This is a genomic window from Parachlamydia acanthamoebae, assembly GCF_000875975.1.
GTDB lineage: Bacteria > Chlamydiota > Chlamydiia > Chlamydiales > Parachlamydiaceae > Parachlamydia > Parachlamydia acanthamoebae.
In genome coordinates, this window is the sequence record NZ_BAWW01000005.1 from 16,702 (window position 1) to 36,162 (window position 19,461).

Consider the following 19,461-nt stretch of genomic DNA (forward strand, 5'->3'; position numbering starts at 1 on the left):
TCTGAAGTGGAAAATAAAGGATAATTGCAAGATCACAACTATTTTGGATTTTATCTTATTCCTTAATGTTATATAATATTCTTCAAAAAATAGGAAAAGGATAATTGATGAATGCTCTAGCTATTTCATTTGCCGCAGCTGCATTTGCGGCATTATCAAATTTATTTTTCCGAAAAAACACTTTGCATTCTCCTTATGCAAGTTCTAGTGGATTTTTAGTTTTATTTTATTTCATTTCTTTTGTTACTTCGATTGTTATCAATCCTTCAGTTTTACTTAGCGATATAAATTTTATTGTTGTCTTTATTGGTGGCTGCGTAGGAATGTTAAATATCGCATTAATGCATGTAACATCACGCGCATTAAAACATGGGCCTGCCGGTTTAACGTTTGCATTCCAAAATACTAGCGCTGTTTTTCCAGGGCTTTTACTTTTTTTGATGTTTGATCCCGTCTATGGATTTTCTTGTACTCCTCTGCAGCTTATCGGAATGTTTTTTGTGATCTGTGGTCTTTTCCTCGGAGCAAAAAAAGAATCCTCAGATTCCTCTAAAACTTCTCCTAAATGGTTTGTTTATGCAATTGGCTGCTTTGCTATCCAAATGTGTGCTCTAACTTTAATTCAAGGACGCTGTGTGCTATTCGATTGTGATAAGATCGGAGGATTTCTTTCAGCTTTTGCTGTTAATGAAAATGATGACAAATGGTTTATGCCTGCACAATTTGGAGTGGCCTTTTTATTGCAATCTGTGTTTTTTTTAACGGAAAAAAGAAGATTGAGTAAACCAGAATTAACATATGGCTTTTTAAGCGGAATCGCTAATTTTTCTTCTACATGCCTTCTTCTTTTGGCAACAAAATTTGCACTTCCGTTTGAAAAAAGCATGCTTTTTCCATGTTTTTCTGTGGGCACGCTTCTTTTATGCAATACCTGGGCAAAAAAACTCTATAAAGAGGACTTTAATTTGGCTTCGAATGCCATGTGCAGCTTGGGCGTTTTTATAGGTGTTCTCGCTTAATCGGGATATCGCCTCCTTTTCAACATTACCCCCTCAGAATTTTCATTTTTTCTATCTGTTTCCTATAAAATAAATCCAACAATTATTTTTTAATATTTTATAAAAAAATACATTGCCAAATGTGATGGTGTGTTAAAATATACATAGTGACATCAATAAAAATAATTAATTATTTTCATTAGGTGACATAAATGCAAATAAACGAACCAAGTGGTGAAGACCACAAATGGATTTCGGCCTTCCCCTCTCAAAGAATTCTCTCCAATCAGATTGATCAATCAGATAAACAAGGAAGTCTCAAAATCCCCAAGCACTCCAAGGTAGCTCAAGTTAAAGTTGTTCTAGCCGATTCAGCATCCATTCGTCCTTTTTTAAAAACGATAGGATTCATGCTAGCTCACAAAGTGACCGTAGGCGAGACATCAAAAGCTTTTAAAGCCAAGGCAGTTCATTCGGTTTATGATATGGCGGAAATTTGGGCGAAACATTACTTTGGAAAAGATTTGATCGGGCATTCTCGTAATATCGGAGACCGCAAAGTTTTAGCAAAAAAAGAAGATTTTAAAGCGGCTAATGTGCTGCTTGATCAGTGCAAATCCCTCGTTCAGAATGAATCCATAAGAAATATTAAAATCGATCCCACTAAAAACCCTGAAGCATCCATTTCTGATGGAATTTGTGCAGGAATTCGCCTAGACATTGCAGAAAGGCTTTTAATTAAAAGGGAAAATTTAGCAGACATCATAGAAAGTAATCAAAAAGGAGCTACAGCGGAAGCTGCGGCAAATCAAGCGATTTACCAATTAGTCAGCGATGAAAACAAATTTTCTGCGGCAATTACCAACTTGTTCGATGATTTAAGGAATGCTTCTAAAAGTGGTATTGGAGATCCTCTTTTTCAGGTCGATTTTCAAGCGGTTGAATTTGCTTTACTCCAAGCAGATCAGGACTTGCGCTATTCAAATGAACCTTTTGAATATGTAGCAATCCATTCGCAAGATTTGCAAGAAGAAAATCCACAGACAAATCAGGAGTTTGCAAAATTAATCAGAGCTATTGTTGATGAAGCCATTCAACAGGCGCGCCGCAACGAAGATGAAGGAAAGTCCCAAACGGAGTGGGTGGACCGCCGAAATGGGCCCGATTCTCCTTGGACGATCCAAAAACCTTTGGAATTTCAGCAGGCTGTTTTAAATAAAATTAATGCGGACTATCAACAAAAACTGGAGGGAGCCCATCCTTTAGAAATAGCTGATTTAAACAAAAAAAGAGAAAAAGATATTGCTGAACTTAAGTGGGTTACTTCATTTTTGGAGTATAAGCAGGGCCTTTTAATTGAGTTAAAACAACAAAATACGACATCATCTTCTCCCATTCAAAAACTCACAAAATGGTGGAAATCTCTTCAAAATAAAGCCATTGAAATATTTGGCACCGCAAAACCACAAGCAATCCCTCAGTATTTTACGATATCAGACCCTTTCATAAGAAGAACCATGGAAATGGTCAATGCCGATCGTTCCGATGATGCCAAATACCATTTAGTGGCTCAAGCAAGGGGGCTAAAATTAAAATCTTTAAGAGACGTTTTGGGTCATCGCACGATGCATGCAACCGATGATTCGTATCTTCGGAATATCTCGAAATTAAAGGCTGGGACTTATTCAGTCAATTTTTTTACGGGTGATGGAGCCCATGCTCTTACTTATATAAAAATTAATGAACAAGAAGGATATCTTTTAGATCCTAATGGCTATCAAATTCGATGTAAAGACCCTGAACATACGATTCAGCAATTTCATAAGCTCTTAGCCCTTTATGAAGAGCCCGATACTCCAGGGATTTTTCAGATAAAAGGGCAACCAAATCATCAACTCGATTTTCAAGAATTTATCAATGCTTAAATATGTTAAAAATAGTGTTCTATTTTTTCGACCGTTGTATGATGCTGTAATCGCCCTTCCTTCGCCTTTTATTTGACATTCAAATTTAGCAGCAATTTCAATCCTTGGTAGAAATTTCGCCAAAATTCCTATATGAGGTTTAAATGAAGCACTTTTTAAGATAGGTTTTTTTATATTTTCATATTGATGAAAATACTTATCATAATTAGTACCTCATTTTGGGGTATATTCAGATAAGCTCTATTGTGAAATAAACAAAAAAGACATTGGAAGCTCCGTGAAAAATAAAAATTAAAATTGATTTTATTTAAAAAATTCAAGCTGTTATTCTACTTGCTTCTTTCGAGCTCAGATTCAATATTCAATTCCAGTTCTACCGTGAGAAATTCAAAATCCCTTGTTCTAGTCGTTTTTTTGAATTCATCCCATTTTTTTTGTGCAAACATCTGAATCTTTTGTATCTCTTCTGTTGGATTAGAATAGAGATTATTTTGTCTATGTGCAATTTCAGCTGTATCGCATGGAGATTGTATTGCCAAAACATACCGTACAAGATAGTTAGCAAGACTTTTATTATTTACATACACATTTTTTTTTCCTGCTTCGCAACCCCTATACTCCAGCTTTGTTGCAAAGCCTAGCAAAGATAGAAGTTTTGCAATCATACCGCGATAAATCTTAAATGAAGAGCCTTTCAAAAGAGCTCGGTGTAGATCTTTGTTCTCATGCAAAAAGTGGGATTTACTCCCAACGATATTACGGTAGGCTCTGTCGTTTAAAATTGTGATATAAGGTTCTATCATGTGATCTCCTTTTTTTTAAAAAATTCAACTATTTTTAAATATTTATCAAGATTTTTTTAGCAGGTATCGATTTGTTTAAAGAATCAAATAAAAAATGTTCTGAAACTTAAATTTATTACAAAAAAATATGTTAATGAAATAATCAGCTTATTAAGTAAGTATTTAAAACCTATACTTATCTCTCGGGAACATATTACTGATAAGCTAATTATTTAAATTTATGCTTTCCGAGTGCATTTTTTTCTTGATAATCATCTGAATTTAATAAAAAATACCAGGCTATCGAAATGTCCATATGGAGCCACATGATGCATAAAATTTTTGCCACTTTTCTTTTTCTATTTTCCTATTGCTCAGCTTTTGCTTCAGAAAATCCCACGAGTGTTACAGATACATCTTCTTATCGCGATTTTTGTTATTTAGCAGCTACAGATGACGAGGTTTTTCAGTCGTTTAAGCGAGAGCCTGTTTATCGGGGTGTACTGGAACACGTCTCCTACGAATTGGGAATTGAATATTTAAAAATTATTCAGGAACGCTATCCTGATCTCCTCCTTAATTGGGATAAGTTTTCAACAAATGATCTAATTGGATCCCCTATTGTTTGCTATTACCCTGAATTAGGAAATGTTTCTCCCAGTACGCTACGTTATGTGAAAATTTTGGGTGAAATTCGGTCTCTTTTTGGGGATTTATCGAATAAAAAAATTATTGAAATAGGTGGAGGATATGGGGGCCAGTGCAAAATTATCTCGGATCAGTTTGCCTTTAATGAATATGTGATTGTTGATCTTCCAGAACCTCTGCAGTTGACTAAAAAATATTTGTCAAATTTAGGAGTTAACCATGTCAGACTTGTTCCTCCTACAGAAATACAAGAAGAAGAATGTGATTTATTTATTAGTAACTATGCCTTTTCAGAATGCCAGAGAAGTATGCAAGCTGAATATTTAGAAAAATATATTTTAAAATCATCCGCCGGTTATATGATTCACAATAATTATCGGGAAATTATGGAACCGAAATCCTTTTCAATTATGGAGATATATACCCAACTAAAGATGAAGGGTTATAAAGTCAGATTTTATCCAGAAGAACCTTGCACTGCAAATCGCAATATTCTCATTACTTGGACTAAATAACAGGGGTAGCTATGCTGAAAATGCTTTTTCCAAAAAAGCTTGTTAAAATATGTTTTTATATTTTTTTGTTTGCATTTTTGATTGCTGGGATAAAAAAAACATCTAAAATGATTCCCCAGTACATCCCTCTGCCTCTCGTAGCAGGGCTTGAGAAAAGGATGGAACCATCCGACCTTTCGAAGGCAGGACTAATTAAGCTAAGTGATCAAGAACTTGGCTATTTAAATCAATGGATTGTGGATCATCCTCTTCCCCTGTTTTGCGGAAAAAAAGTAGTGACTACACCCTCTGAACTAGAATGGGTGTACACGTCTCGAAGTTTAAAAAACACGCCCTCTCAAAGTTATTTCTTGAGCGTGGGCGCGATCATTCAAAACGAGGCAAGCTATTTAAAAGAGTGGATCGAATACCATAAACTATTGGGTGTTCAGCACTTTTGGATTTATAATCATTTAAGCACAGACCATTATCTAGATGTTCTTGAACCCTACATCCGTTCTGGAGAAGTTGAATTAATTGAGTGGACAGTAAAAAAATATCCTGCGTGCCAATTAACAGCCTATGAGGATTGCATTAAGCAAGCTCAAGATCAAACAGAGTGGTTGGCACTAATTGATGTGGATGAATTTTTAGTTCCTCATCAGCACACCTCCATGCAGGAATTTTTAGGAGAGTTTGATCAATTTAGCCAAATCTTAATCAATTGGCAACTTTTTGGAACTTCTAACATTCAATCTCTTCCAAAAAATGCTTTATTGACAGAGCATTTAACCTATAAATTTCCTACAGACTTTGTGGATCAAAAGTGGAATGGAAATCAATATGTTAAGGCTATTGTAAAACCTTCTCATGTTGCATTTCCCGTAACAAGTTCCCACTATTACAATTTAAAACCTAATTACTTAACAGTAAATGGTTTAAAGCAGATTGTTTCCCCCAATACGACAGTTCCTGAAATCCATGTCGAAAACATTCAACTAAATCATTATTGGTTTAGGACGTTGGATTTCTTCTACGACGTAAAAGTTGGAAGACGTCAAGGTGTGGGAGAAAAATATCCCCCGGAAATGGTGGAATGGCTTTTAAAAATGGGTCAATCAGAACAAGACTTTAGCATTCAACGTTTTATTCCTAAACTTAAAGAGGCTTTATGAATATCCTTAAACAACTGTTTTTACTTGGGAGTATTTTTTGCTCATTTTGCCTTCAAGCGGCAACCCCTTACATAGTCCCCGTTATGACAGGGCAGCTTGGCAATCAATTATTTCAAATCGCTGCAGCAACAAGCTTAGCCCTTGATCATAACGCAAAAGTTACAGTCCCAGATCTGAAAAATTTAAAAACCTGGGGAATCCCGACAAATCGTCAATTAGTCTTATGGAGGATTGACACAACAGAGCCCAAAGTTGCCCTAACGTCTTTTACAGAGGCTAGCTTTGCTTATGCTCCGATTCCCTATAAGCCGAATATGAAGCTCAACGGTTATTTTCAATCCGAAAAGTACTTTGAAAAGCACAAAGATGAAATTATCAAATTGTTTGCCCCGATGGAAACAATCGAAAATGATTTAAAAAACCGCTATACAGATGTAGTGGATCATCCTTGCTCGATCTCGATTCATATTCGAACTTATATGGATAGCGATCCAAAACATCTCTATTATTATTTAAATGGAAGGGCCTATGTTGAAGAAGCACTGTCTTTCTTTCCCGAAGATGCTTATTGCGTCGTTTTCTCGGATAATATTGAGTGGTGTAAAAAAGAATTAGCTGGAATTCGCCCAAATTTACGTTTCATAGAAGGCGAATCCCACATTAATGATTTTTATTTAATGTCATTTTGCAAACACAATATTATTTCAAATTCTAGTTTTTCTTGGTGGTCAGCTTACTTAAATCAAAATCCTTATAAGGTTGTCATCGCACCTAAAAAGTGGTTTACACCTCGAGTCGGCCATGATACACGCGATTTGATTCCAAATAGCTGGATCACAATTGACTATTAGACCTGCTGCTTGCGGAAGAGATGGCTATTTCTTCCGCATTTCTTCTTAATTTATCTATTTCTCATTTTCCATTATTTACCTTTATCTTTGTTTAGGTTTTTTGTTAAACTCTATGCAAAAATAACAATCATTTTTAATTTTAAGGAAAAAAATGGATAATCCAACAACCTGCATGGCGATTGTTTTTATTATTGGATATTTATTTATTATTTTTGAACATCCCATTGGATTGAATAAAGCGACCACAGCCCTTATGATGGGTGTGATTTGTTGGATTTTTCAATTTGCAAATGCTGCTTTTACTCCAGAAGAAAATATGCAGTATTTAGGTTTACATCTTTCCGATATTAGCCAAGTGATTGTTTTCTTACTTGGTGCGCTCATCATCGTCGAAATTTTAAATGCACATCAAGGATTTGACATTCTTTTACGGTTTTTTCGAACCCTTTCCAAACGCAAAATATTATGGGGAATTGGTCTCGTTACATTTTTTCTTTCCTCGATTTTAGACAATTTGACAGCAACAATTGTCATGGTGTCCATCCTACAAAAGCTAATTCGGGATCCAAAAGACCGTCTTTTAATTGGTGGTGGAATTGTAATTGCGGCCAATACTGGAGGCGTATGGACTCCTATTGGAGATGTAACAACGACAATGCTTTGGATTGGTGGTCAAATTTCGACAGTGCAAACAATTCAAACTCTTTTTGTTCCTAGTTTTATTTCATTTATCATGTCTTTCCTTTGTTTAACTTTCTTTGTAAAAGGAAATATTGAACAGCCTCCTTCTATTGAAAATAAGCAGATGACGTCCCTCTCTCTTGCTGTTTTAATTTTAGGACTTGGGAGTTTAGTTCTCGTTCCCATTTTTAAAGTTGTCACAGGCTTACCACCTTTTATGGGAATGATTTTTGGACTGAGTCTATTATGGACTTTTACTGATTTCATTTATCGCAAAGAACAGAATCATCCTTTAAAAGCTGTCGAGATTGCTTCAAAAATCGACTTATCTGGTCCTTTATTTTTTTTAGGTATACTACTAACTGTAAATGCCCTAGAAACATCTCATCTTCTGACTTCATTAGCTCATTGGCTAGACAGCTATTTTCATTCGACAGCAATTATTGCTACTTTAATCGGGATCGCCTCTTCATTAGTTGATAATATCCCCTTAGTTGCAGCCACTATGGGAATGTACGACATGGCTCAGTATCCTATGGATTCTTCATTTTGGCAACTCATTGCCTATTGTGCTGGAACAGGAGGAAGTTTGCTCATTATTGGCTCAGCAGCTGGTGTTATCTTAATGGCAATGGAACGGGTAAGTTTTTCCTCTTATTTAAAATATATAACGATACCTGCGTTTATCGGATATATATCTGGCATTTTTACTTACTTTTTAATTTCTTAAATGTACTATTAATTTTAAATTTGTTAAATTAAAATTATAAAATCAATTAACAAGTAAGAGGTGATTTATGGGTACAGCACTTATTGTCATTCTTGCCATTATAGCATTTTTAGCTCTATGGGGTATCGGAATCTACAACCGCCTAGTAGGCTTGCGTAACCAAGTAAAAAATGCTTGGAGTCAAATAGATGTTCAATTGCAACGTCGATATGACCTCATTCCAAACCTAGTTGAAAGTGTCAAAGGCTATATGGGTTACGAAAAAGGAACTCTAGAGTCAGTGATTCAAGCGCGTAACACAGCAGCGGCGGCTAGAGAAGCTGTTGAAAAAAGTGGCGGTCCTACCGGGGGTGGTTCAATTAAGCAACTTCTCGGGGCCGAAACAGCTTTAAAAGGAGCTCTGGGAAATTTCTTTGCCTTAGCTGAAAACTATCCACAACTTCGCGCTAGCGAAAATATGCAACAACTTCAAGAAGAACTAAGCTCTACAGAAAATAAAGTTGCCTTCGCTAGACAGTCTTATAACGATCAAGCCATGCTTTACAACACAACACAGCAAGAATTTCCTGCAGTGCTTTTTGCTGCAATTTTTGGACACCACCCTGCTGAACTTTATGAAGTTCAAGATGCTGAAGCGAAAAAAGCAGTTAAAGTCTCTTTCTAATAAGGGGATTTAAAGATGAATTTCTGGGAAGCACAACGTCGCGCTAAATCTAGAACATCGCTTTATGTTGCAATATTTGTGGCTTTAACACTCATTGTTGCAGCATTAAGTGAATGGGCTTTTCGTACGTTTTCTCCCGAAACATACGACTCTTCTGTTCCGATATTGGGACTGCTTTTTATACTTGTTACCTTCAGTGTAGCAGGCTATCAATATCTCATGTTTAAAAGCTTTGGTGGAGGCTATGTGGCCGAATCCATGGGAGCCTGGCGCATTGATCCTAAAACAAACAATCCTAAAGAAAGACAACTCTTAAATATTGTTGAAGAGATGGCTTTAGCAGCCTCTCTGCCAATTCCTGCCGTCTATGTTTTACATGCCAAACCCATTAATGCATTTGCTGCAGGACTAACCTCCGACAACTCTGCTATTACGATTACAGATGGTGCGCTTCAAACGCTGCACCGTGATGAAATTCAGGGCGTCATCGCCCATGAATTTGGTCATATCTATAATGGCGATATGAAAATTAGCTTACGCCTTGCAGCCATGGTCATGGGATTTTTCTTTGTCTTATATATAGGCATGCGCTTGCTATATCTTTCTGGAAGTATAAATCCGAGAGAAAGAAATGGGGATGGAAGAGGTGGTAATCCCATCGCGATAGCCGCCATCATTTTTCTTTTTGCTGGAATTTTTACATGGATATTTGGTTCCATTTTAAAGGCCGCTGTTAGCCGTGAAAGGGAATATCTAGCTGATGCTTGCGCTGTCCAGTTCACTCGAAATCCAGACGGAATTTCAAATGCCTTAAAAAAAATCATGAGTGAACAGTATACGGCCATGCCAGAACGAGGAATGGCCTATTCCCATCTTTATTTAGACAATCACGCCGGATTAAGCTCCCTTTTTGCAACCCATCCCCCTCTTGAAAAAAGAATTGAAGCAATCGAAGGACGTACTTACATGCCAGAAGAATGGAAGGAAGATTTAGATACCGCAAACAAAAAAGCACATTTGGCTTCAAAGAGCTAATTGGTGGCAGGCATACAAACTTGCGACCCTCTAGAATTTCTTTTCATTCATTTTTAAAAATCGCAATAAATGCTTTTTTTTGTTTTTTCAGCGCCCTTCACCTAAGAAGGACCAAAGCATATTACTTAAACTCATTATCTTTAGCAAGATAAGGTGATTCTCGGCCATTTTGGATCATTGCATAAAGATCAAATATTTAGAGTACTTATTGTTAGCTTGAAAAATTCAAGTAGAGACCAAATAAGAATTAGCTGCGATTTGAGTTTCATTTTGAATTGATTAAATACATACCTGGTAAGATTTAGGAGGGATATTTTCTAGAAGTCTATCAAATTGTAGAAGCGTTGTAATCCTTGCATGTATTTGAATTTATAAAAGATTATGTCGCAAGATATAAAGCGCTTCTAATTAGAAATATTACTACAAATAAATTAATTAAATTTGGATGGTAATCAGGAGATGAGAGAACATAAAATCGGAAGAAGTAAAAGAATGAATTCTTTTACTTCTTCCGATTGTTTTTATTGTCTTTGAATTTTCACATGTTCAAAATACTTATAGCGATCGACAAAAGCTGTCGCAATATTTGCAACGGCTTTAGATACTTGGGCCTGAGCATCAAACAAAGGAATAATGACAATACTTTGCTTTTCCCAAGTAATTGCTTGTAGCTGGGTATCTTTATCTAGAAAAACTCGAGTAATTTGAACATTTTCAAACAAGCGCCCTTCACAAAAAACAGCAAGAGCTCCTTCATGGGGATAAAGCATCACCAGAATATGGAAAAAGGGAAGCGGATTTGAGGTTTCTCCAGGACGCATAATGGGAGCTAAATTCCCTTTCTCAAAAATTTCGGCAACAATCTTTTTAAGAGACTCTTCAGAAACCGCAGCGGTAAAGTTTGCTGGTTTTATAACTTCAATTGAAATCCCAATTTTATCAGTTAAATTGTATAAGTGGTCGCTTCCGGCCCATACTCCATCTTTCAAAGCAATAACACCAGGTGAAGTGTAGAGAATATCACTTGTCCCCATGGGTTTAGCTGGAGGTTTTTCTTGAACTCTTTTAAAAGGAGTTTGCTTTGGTGGAGTTGTTGCGGGTTTACCTGGTGTACCACCCGGTGTCGGAGGGTTTGGGAAAGAGCTGGTGTTTCCAAAAGAACTACCCGAAGAAGAAGACCCTGGTGCTGACGAGCTTGTCGCACCATAGGCAAAACTTCCAACCAAAGTTGTAAGTAGAAAGGTGGCGTAAACAAAAGATTTTTGATTTATCATGAATCGTCCGTATGTTTCACTTATTGTCTAAGGTTTTTTTTTCGTTCAATAACTGAAAAGAGTGAACGAAATAATCAAATTCTGTTGGCGCATTGCTCAATTTTTTTGATACGCAGGTTAAAACATAAAGTATTTTATCTACAATAAATGCTTTAGCTTGGATCTCAGCTTCGCCATTTTGAATCGTAAAATCTAAAGACTGTCGATCTTGAAAAAAACCATTTTCCATAGTCTTTAAGACGTTTTTTGTACTTGCATTTACCATGTTATTCATGACTGAGGTGAGTAACGAAGCTTGTTCATCGGGAGTATCCACTTCATTAAAAGTGATTAGGCTAATCATGTAAACGTCGCCGATTTCATTTTCGGCGACGTACATGTCATATTCACGAACTTCTTTCGTTTTTGGGTCGACTAATTTCTCAGTGGCATGTTGAGGTTGTTTAGGAAACTTGACTTCAAACTTCCCTGAAGGTGATCTAAAATTCAACCAAGGCGTTTTTGGCCCAGCAGCGCTAACTTCTTTTGTAACAGGAAGAATTTTGTAAGAATCTTTAGCATAATCCACAAAAAGATACGTCATTGCGACAGCAGCTAGAATTACCAGTAAAAAGATCATTCTTGACATTTGTATTTCCTTAAGTTGACCAATCGGATAACATTTACACTTAGTTAAATTTTTATATAGATACACTCACGTATTTATACAATAAAAATCTCGGGCATTCCTTTAAAAGTTAGCTTGTATGAGAAAAACTTAAATGTGTATGTCTTGAATATTCATATTCTAAAGTCAAAGGAATTTGATCTGTTTCATCTCTAGCCCCAAAAAACTGAATAGGCCCTGGATCGCAATATAAATCTTCTAAAATCCACTTATCCCTTTCTTGAGAAAAAATTGCAAACGGTTTGCCCTGCAAGTTAACAAGGGATTTTTGAATCACAGGTTTTAACTCCCCGTTTCTTTCTTCCATCCCCATCATTTTAATCAAGGGCGTTGCTCCAATTCCCCATTGCTCAACGGGTAAGCTTAAATCGGTTACACAACTCATATAACCCGTTAGTTTGGCATTCACAAGTAAAGCTGCGACATGTCCTAATGCATAACAATATTGGCTATCAAAATTGGAAGGCAAACATGATCGACCTTCATAGCCATAAAAAAGCGGTTGTGCACTGAAGTTTCCGACATATGTGCCAGTTTTTTTGCGTTGAGCTAAGGCTTGACTCACAAGGGCAATTAATAATCTTTCAGTTTCAATTTTCGCCACTTGCACATTGCCGTGGGGATCGCGTCCCATCAGTAATTGAAGTTGAATATCTTGTGTTAATAGAGAAAAACACTCTTGAGAAGGAATGCTCAATTTTTTGATGATGTATTCAATTTTATCGCTTGCTTTTGGTCTAGCTTCGATTTCTTTTAAATGAGGCAAAGAGCTAGCTAAAAGAGTATTTAGTTCTTGAATCAGTGTCTTAACTTCTGGAATAAATTCAATCAATCCCTCAGGAATTAAAATCACTCCGTAATTTTTCTTTTTTTCTGCTCGCAGACAAATCATATCGGTAATTTGTCGAACAATATCCTTCAATGTTTTTTGCTGCGCAGCGATCTCTTCACCTATAAATGTCAAATTAGGATGCGTTTGAAGAGCACACTCCAAGGTAATGTGAGAAGCAGATCTTCCCATCAACTTAATGAAAAAGTAATACTTTTTAGCGGATAAGCAATCTGTGAGAATACTTCCAATTGTCTGTGAAAAGGTTTTACAAGCAGTATCAAATCCAAAAGAGACTTCAATTGATTCATTTTTTAGGTCTCCATCGATTGTTTTAGGAACGCCTACAACACATGTTTTACATCCTTTAGCTAAAAAATATTCAGCTAAAAAGGCTGCATTTGTGTTGGAATCATCCCCTCCAATGATAAGCAGTCCATCGAGATGTAATCCTTGCACGGCTTTCAGAGCTGCTTGGAATTGATCAGGCGATTCGATTTTGGTACGTCCGGATCCTATGAGATCAAATCCACCCAAATTTCTGAAGTTTTTCAAAATTTCGGCTGTAATTTCCATGGATTGATTATTGATAATTCCTGCTGGACCATTTAAAAAGCCAAAAACCTTGCTTTCAGGATTTAGCAGTTTTAATGCATCAAATAGACCGCTAATGACATTGTGTCCTCCAGAAGCTTGACCGCCAGAAAATACAACCCCGACGTTAAGGGGTCGATGAGTTTTATTCTCCCCTTCTACAAATCGCAGTAGTTGTTGATCAATTGTCTTGGAAAAAAGTTGAACGACGGGAAGAGGAAGTTCATTTTCATGGTTTTCGGCTTCAAAAAGAGGAACAAGACGCGTTAAAGAACGCAAAATTTCTGGCAATCTAGGCAAATAAGCTAAACGTCGTTTTTGTAATGAGCTATGAATCCGCATTAAAAACACCTCGGCAAAGTTAAAGGGTTCGTTTAAACCATGTCAGCGTCTCTTCGATTGCCAAACGCTGCTCTTCAGTATGTGAAAAATCATGATCACTATTTGGAAGTTCAATAAATTTTGATTCAGCTTGGATATTTTCCCGATTTTTACGATAGCCTTGCGCATGGGAATCCGCAATAATCACATCGTTTTTCCCTTGAATATGCATTAAAGGAACCTGATTAAGATTTAAAAGCTCTTTATCCAAACACATTTGAAACAATTGTTCATAAAAAGTAAAGCTAGCCTTTTTCCCATTGACACGCATAAGTTCTTCTTTTTGGTGAGGATCCTTTACTTTTTGTAAAATTTTCCATTTCTCTTTCCAATCTTCAGCAGTAAACAAGGGGGCCCATAAACAAATTGTTTTGAAAGCGTTAGTATGGCTGGCTAATAGGACTGCAAGGGCTCCTCCTAATGATCTTCCAAGCACACCTAATCGATTCTGATCAATACATGTATCTTGCTGTAAAAAATCCAGGGAAGCCTTTGCGTCGCTCAACAAATTTTCAAAAGTGACTTCATTAAAATTCCCCTCACTATCTCCGCAGCCTCGAAAATCGATACGAAGAGTAGCGATACCTTCCTTTGCTAAAAGCTGTGCTAAAATGAGGTAGAGATGATTGCGGCCAAGTTTATCGCCGCCAAATCCATGGCAAATAAGAATCGCTGGATACGGTGGAGAGATTAAAGGGCGGTGCAAGATGCCAAATAACTTATTTTCATCATTTGTTAGGACAACAGCTTCGCGTGTTTCTGTCTTTTTCATAGAATCCCATGACTTACATTGATTGAATCAGTTTTAGCACGCTAGAAGGTTTACAGCAAGAATACTTGTCTCTATGTCATTTTTTAGTTGCCAAAATTCAAATTTGTCAAAAAGATCATATATGCCTACACGCATGTAAATTTTAGCCATTCTCATAAGGATTTAAATGGACGATAGCCCCCTCATTAATCAAACAAGCTATATCTTTGCTGGAATCATGTTGATTTTTAGTTTTTATTTATTTTACAACGACACGCAGCTCTTTTGGAAAAGTCTGTTCGCAGCTTTACTGGCAGCTTTCTTATTTTGGTTCAGCTATGTCCTTGTACGATGGTTATTTCTTGCTTTAAAAAGATAAAGGAAATGAAATATGAAAAAATTTGGTACTTTTGCAAAAGTCATTTTATGCCTACTTTGCTTATCCGGTCCACAATTATTTGCGGAAGATGCAGGGGTTGGATTACAACTAAAAAAGACGTTTGAGCAGCTTAGTTCACATTCTAAGTTATCCCCTGAAGAAAAAACATTTTTTTTAGCAAAAAAGGCTGCCGAACTCGATTGCCCTTTTGAACGAATTCCGACCCACCAATCATCCACCGTCTTTCAATATTTTTACAATGACAATTGGAATCTCTTAGACACTTGGCACGATACTTATTATCTCCAGTTGGATAATGAGTCTATGGCATCGTTCGACGAAATTGCAGATGACCCCTTCATCATGCTTCGAACCAAAGTTGGAGGGCCCTTTGCGTTTTTTAATCTTGCGGATTCATGGAATAATCTCGCCCATTTCAAAATCATTGAACATCATGATTGGCCTTGTCTTCCAGATGGATGGGAGAAAGTTAATTTAGCTTCATTGGAAGGACTAGAAAACAGCTCATCTCCTTCTTCTGTGGAAATTATTGATTTCGACAAACTTTTTTTGCTTTCAACAAATGATTGCGAAGCGATTTGGTGGCAAATAACGTCTGATAAAAATTTCGACGCCTTAATACCCAACCTAAATCAGGTTCAACTATCCAATGAAACCATTCAGCTCGATCCAATTTGTCAGACCTTCTTAAATTCTAATCAAGAATATTTCATTCGGGTAAAAGGTCTTCAAAATGGTTCTTGGTGTGAATGGAGCATCCCATTTACCTTTCAAGTCATCAAACCTCAACAGGTCCGAAATATTGAGTTTTCTAAAATTGATGAAGATCGCTATGAGTTAAGTTGGGAAGCTGATCAGAATCCTTCAACTAGTTACTGGATTTTTGGATCTAATGCCTTGGATTTTCTTCCTCCGATTTATGGTCAGACAGAGCAAGATATCGATTATACATTCTTTGTGTCAGATCAATGCTCAACAGAAATCAATCCGAAGTATGCCTTTTACCGTATTATTGCTGAACGAGACGGTACTTATGCAGTTCCTTCAGAAATTGTCCGTGTTTACGATTTTGGAATGTACCATCCCAGAACACTTTTGCAAGTTGATAACCATAATGGAGTTCTTGATCGAAAGAATTTACATTCAAGCTTTGACGCCCTCTCAGACATAGCTTTCGAAAAGTCTAAACAAGGTGCAAAATATCAGAAGCCACCGCATATTTCAGATCAGGTTTGGCAAACAGTCTCTCCCTATTTGCTTCCTGAAAATCACCCCTTAAGAGGTTCTCTAGATCGTATTTTTTCTAAATCAAGAGCCTTAGCTGATACAAGATCTTTAAAAAAAGCCGGTTTTTATTGGACCAAAAAAGGAAGTTATAGTCCGATTTATCCAACTAGGCATAAAAAAATTAAAGGGTACTTCATCAAAATTATGACAGATGCACAGGAAAATGAAGATTGGAAAAATTGGGTGCATCGTATTCAAGGAGCACAAGACACGCAAAAAGCCATTAATGAGTTTGGTTGTCAATCACTTTTAAAAGTTCCCAAAAAGTATATCTATCCCCTCCCTACATATCCATCACCAGGTCCTGGATGCAAGAAAAGAAAAAATTTTGTTCTACTTTCAGAAGATATGAAGCTTGTTGAAAGAGATAAAAACAAGCAATTATTTCGAAAAAAAATGACAAAAGCGCATCTGAATGCAATCTATAAAGTTGTGACAAAAGTGGGCTTAAAAGACTCTCTTTATTACAACAACATTCCTTGGGCCAAGGACGGTCGTTTAGCTTTTGTCGACACCGAACATCACCATGTTTGGCCCGTATTTTATAAACGATTTTTCAAATTATTATCACCCGAAATGCTTGCCCATTGGAAAGCTTTGCTCCAACATAATGGACCTAATTTTTAATAGATTTTAAATTTTATGATTGCAAAAATATTCAAATCGGATGTTTGCTTAGAAATAATTGAAAGTTGATAGCCCTTTTGCAAACTAATACAAGGAGGATTGCAATGCAAGCTACATCATTTTCGACTACAACACATCCAATTTATCAAGATGTTTCAGTCGAGGTATCTACCGCGACTGAAACATCCACCCATAGTGATCATCCAAAAGCTTTGAAAAAAATAGCTAAGTATGTTTCTAAGCACTCTCAAGGTATTGTGAATGCCGAAGAAACGATGAATAAAATTTCAGAAATTCTTCTGAAAAATGGCTGTATAAGCTCTCAAACGCATGAAATTCAGGAAGATCACAAACGACATCGCACAACATTGAATATTGAAAAATTCAGCAAAAAATTACAGGAACACATCAATGAATTAAATGTGTTCGACATCAACCGTCAGGGTGATATTTATGAGAGGCTCAATCATCGAAATGCCTATATCTATTCTTCACTAAATACGCTTATTAAGCACTATGCCCGCAATTTGCTCACTAAGAGTGTTCTTGCCAAGCTTGAATTTGCAAATTGGCATACGAGATCTATTGGGATTCAATTATATAATCTTAAATCAATTTCTTCTTTAATAGAGGATGTAAAGTTATTCCAAACAAAAATTCATGACTATAGAACAGAAACGCTTCCTAAAGAAAAGGCTGAAAAAAAATTTGCGATCTTAGAAACGGGAAGAAAATTTATGGAAGAAGGTGAATATGCCATCAGTTATAACTATTTATTTGATCGTGTAGAAAAAATTTTCATAGATAATAACAATCTCATTAAAAAATTGAATGAAGAAATTGAGACTCCCTTTACATTAGAATTAGATGCATATGACAAGGACACTCGAGATAAAGTTCAGGAAATCTATTTAGAAGCTCATGTGACGATTAAAAAGCATAAAGAAATGTTGATTTCTGAACTGACTGAAAATTTAACCGATCTTCAGGATGCGATGAATGCTCTTCATGAAGAATTAACCTATAGCAGAATAGTTATCGTCGATCGCAAAGGTGAACCCCCTGCTTCTAAAACGTTAACACAACTTTGGTCCCAGCCAAAATATTTCAAAGCACCCGCCTTTAGCATTTCATCATAACCTAGATGAGAGCTACTTTAAAAGTAGCTCTCACAATTGAATCGTTCTAGGATCTGTCTTTTTGATAATATAACTCACATTCTTTTGATTAAAACCTTTGTAACCTTCTCGCCTTTGAAGATTTTCCAGATGACTTCCAATAGCCCCTTCTTTGGAAAACTTGTCGGCTTCTTCATGTGAAATCTTCCCTTCTTCAACAAGTCTTTGAATACGATGAGGATTAACGTGCCATCTTTCACCGGCAGTAAAAGCTTGCCTCAAATAGGGAAAGGAACTGAATGGATCCATCATCTTGATCCCTTGCGAATTTAAATCATGTGCTAACTGATCAAACATAAACTGAGCTTCTAGATGATGCATACCCGATTGTAAAATGGAATCTCCATGCAGAGCACACCATAACCCCACCGTTCCCAGATGCTTTTTAGGGAGCAAAGGATGGTGAGAAAAATCGAATTCTAACTCTTCAGCCGAAAGATCGACATCTAAAAAAAGAACAAGGCCGCAGCGAGAATTTTCCATTACTTGGGCTCCCCAGCCAGCTTCTTGACCAGCATAAAAGCGTTCTCGACAGTGAAATCCTAAGATTTCAAAAAGACGCACAAGGGAATGAAATCTTTCTCTTGAAGATCGGAATGTGTGGTGGTCGTGATTAGCCCACCCAAATCCAAGACGATCTTGCCGATTTTTTTGAATTTGCCCTGCCGTATTTTTCAGCTGCCAATACTTTCTTTCAACCTCTAAAACAATCCAAGCGGCTAAATCGCGCCCCACCAATTCGACAATTTCTTCAGCAAGCAAAAGAGCTCTCTGCATTGCTTGATTTTCATCGTCCAAAACACGCGGCCTACTTTGCCATTTTTCGACGGCATCTATGTAATTGATTTGATCAGTTTCTGGAGGATAAGTAGGTTCCATGGTCAATGTTCCCCGCCTTTCAACCACCCACAGTTTACAATGATTTTGTGTAGAAATTAGGCATCGACGAAATCCACTATAAGGACTTCCTTCAATCCAACCCGAAATTGTATGAACCATTAAAAAGTCTGCAATATTTTCAACTTTTAAGGCGATTCCAATTTCCTCTTGTTCCTGATCTTTTAAAATCACGCGAGGGAGTTGGGCTCCGGGATGGGAAAATACACGATAAGTCGGGGCGGCAAACTCTGCTGTAAATCCTGCTTCATTGAGCTGATTTTCAATTAAAGGAGAATAGCCAATCACAACATGATCAACCCAGTCAAAAAGACGTGTGCTTGTCTGCTGAAGCAAATGGAGGTTTAGTTGCTCGATAAAAGGGTTTAAATGAGTAGCATGCTCAACAATTTCAAGAACCAAGGCTTCGGCTTTGGGATGGCATTGCCAATGAAATGGCTCAGACATAATTTACCTCTTTGCTTGATTTTGGCATTTAATTTGAACATTAATTAAATAAGCTCAAAATTTCAATAGCAATTTAATTTTCCCTCTATTTGACAATATAAATTTATAGTAATAAAATAGAAAGTAGGATGTTTAACTCGGTATAA

At 36.7% G+C, this 19,461-nt stretch carries 17 protein-coding genes; 11 read left to right on the plus strand and 6 right to left on the minus strand.

Going from position 1 to position 19,461, the window contains the following annotated elements; all coding sequences use genetic code 11:
• The first annotated feature begins 107 nt into the window (after nt 1-107).
• The gene (locus AOM43_RS02565) at nt 108-1,019 is read left to right on the plus strand and encodes a hypothetical protein (RefSeq protein WP_006340805.1); all 912 of its coding nucleotides are present in this window, start codon (nt 108-110) and stop codon (nt 1,017-1,019) included.
• 191 nt (nt 1,020-1,210) lie between these two features.
• Nucleotides 1,211-2,923 (plus strand): hypothetical protein, encoded by a 1,713-nt coding sequence (locus AOM43_RS02570; protein ID WP_006340806.1) that lies wholly within the window; start codon nt 1,211-1,213, stop codon nt 2,921-2,923.
• Nucleotides 2,924-3,252: 329 nt separating this feature from the next.
• Here the strand turns inward: AOM43_RS02570 and AOM43_RS02575 are convergent, their stop codons facing one another.
• Complete coding sequence (locus AOM43_RS02575) at nt 3,253-3,726, minus strand: hypothetical protein (protein WP_059358906.1); 474 nt, start codon at nt 3,724-3,726, stop codon at nt 3,253-3,255.
• Between the two features lie 305 nt (nt 3,727-4,031).
• On the opposite strand from AOM43_RS02575, the gene AOM43_RS02580 reads away from it, so the two are divergent.
• From AOM43_RS02580 to AOM43_RS02605, 6 genes are all read left to right on the plus strand, one after another.
• A complete protein-coding gene (locus AOM43_RS02580; protein WP_006340808.1) occupies nt 4,032-4,868 on the plus strand; it encodes a putative sugar O-methyltransferase in 837 nt (278 codons plus the stop codon).
• 11 nt (nt 4,869-4,879) lie between these two features.
• Nucleotides 4,880-6,022, plus strand: coding sequence for a glycosyltransferase family 92 protein (locus AOM43_RS02585; RefSeq protein ID WP_006340809.1), 1,143 nt, complete (start codon nt 4,880-4,882; stop codon nt 6,020-6,022).
• Nucleotides 6,019-6,873 carry an alpha-1,2-fucosyltransferase gene (locus AOM43_RS02590; protein ID WP_059358908.1) on the plus strand — a complete coding sequence of 285 codons (855 nt, stop codon included), beginning with the start codon at nt 6,019-6,021 and terminating at the stop codon, nt 6,871-6,873. Before AOM43_RS02585 ends, AOM43_RS02590 begins: the two co-directional genes overlap by 4 nt.
• A 151-nt stretch (nt 6,874-7,024) precedes the next feature.
• Nucleotides 7,025-8,284: a sodium:proton antiporter NhaD gene (gene nhaD / locus AOM43_RS02595; RefSeq protein ID WP_059358910.1), complete on the plus strand. Its 1,260-nt coding sequence runs from the start codon at nt 7,025-7,027 to the stop codon at nt 8,282-8,284.
• A gap of 67 nt (nt 8,285-8,351) precedes the next feature.
• The gene (locus AOM43_RS02600; RefSeq protein ID WP_006340812.1) at nt 8,352-8,948 is read left to right on the plus strand and encodes a LemA family protein; all 597 of its coding nucleotides are present in this window, start codon (nt 8,352-8,354) and stop codon (nt 8,946-8,948) included.
• 15 nt (nt 8,949-8,963) lie between these two features.
• A complete protein-coding gene (locus AOM43_RS02605; protein ID WP_059358912.1) occupies nt 8,964-9,983 on the plus strand; it encodes a M48 family metallopeptidase in 1,020 nt (339 codons plus the stop codon).
• A gap of 521 nt (nt 9,984-10,504) precedes the next feature.
• Here the strand turns inward: AOM43_RS02605 and AOM43_RS02610 are convergent.
• From AOM43_RS02610 to AOM43_RS02625, 4 genes are all read right to left on the minus strand, one after another.
• A complete protein-coding gene (locus AOM43_RS02610) occupies nt 10,505-11,257 on the minus strand; it encodes a hypothetical protein (protein ID WP_059358914.1) in 753 nt (250 codons plus the stop codon).
• Between the two features lie 16 nt (nt 11,258-11,273).
• Complete coding sequence (locus tag AOM43_RS02615) at nt 11,274-11,885, minus strand: hypothetical protein (protein WP_059358916.1); 612 nt, start codon at nt 11,883-11,885, stop codon at nt 11,274-11,276.
• A gap of 109 nt (nt 11,886-11,994) precedes the next feature.
• Nucleotides 11,995-13,689 carry a diphosphate--fructose-6-phosphate 1-phosphotransferase gene (locus AOM43_RS02620; protein WP_059358918.1) on the minus strand — a complete coding sequence of 565 codons (1,695 nt, stop codon included), beginning with the start codon at nt 13,687-13,689 and terminating at the stop codon, nt 11,995-11,997.
• Between the two features lie 19 nt (nt 13,690-13,708).
• Nucleotides 13,709-14,500, minus strand: coding sequence for an alpha/beta hydrolase family protein (locus AOM43_RS02625; RefSeq protein ID WP_006340818.1), 792 nt, complete (start codon nt 14,498-14,500; stop codon nt 13,709-13,711).
• 166 nt (nt 14,501-14,666) lie between these two features.
• Here AOM43_RS02625 and AOM43_RS02630 point away from each other — a divergent pair, with 166 nt between their 5' ends.
• The 3 genes from AOM43_RS02630 (at nt 14,667) to AOM43_RS02640 (ending at nt 17,932) form a co-directional block, all read left to right on the plus strand.
• Nucleotides 14,667-14,858 carry a hypothetical protein gene (locus AOM43_RS02630; RefSeq protein WP_006340820.1) on the plus strand — a complete coding sequence of 64 codons (192 nt, stop codon included), beginning with the start codon at nt 14,667-14,669 and terminating at the stop codon, nt 14,856-14,858.
• A gap of 12 nt (nt 14,859-14,870) precedes the next feature.
• On the plus strand, nt 14,871-16,793 hold the full coding sequence (locus AOM43_RS02635; RefSeq protein WP_059358920.1) for a hypothetical protein: 1,923 nt from the start codon (nt 14,871-14,873) through the stop codon (nt 16,791-16,793).
• A 104-nt stretch (nt 16,794-16,897) separates the two neighbouring features.
• Nucleotides 16,898-17,932 carry a hypothetical protein gene (locus AOM43_RS02640; RefSeq protein WP_013924905.1) on the plus strand — a complete coding sequence of 345 codons (1,035 nt, stop codon included), beginning with the start codon at nt 16,898-16,900 and terminating at the stop codon, nt 17,930-17,932.
• Nucleotides 17,933-17,962: 30 nt separating this feature from the next.
• On the opposite strand, the gene AOM43_RS02645 is transcribed toward AOM43_RS02640, so the two are convergent.
• Nucleotides 17,963-19,315: a hypothetical protein gene (locus AOM43_RS02645; protein WP_059358922.1), complete on the minus strand. Its 1,353-nt coding sequence runs from the start codon at nt 19,313-19,315 to the stop codon at nt 17,963-17,965.
• Between the last annotated feature and the right edge of the window lie 146 nt (nt 19,316-19,461).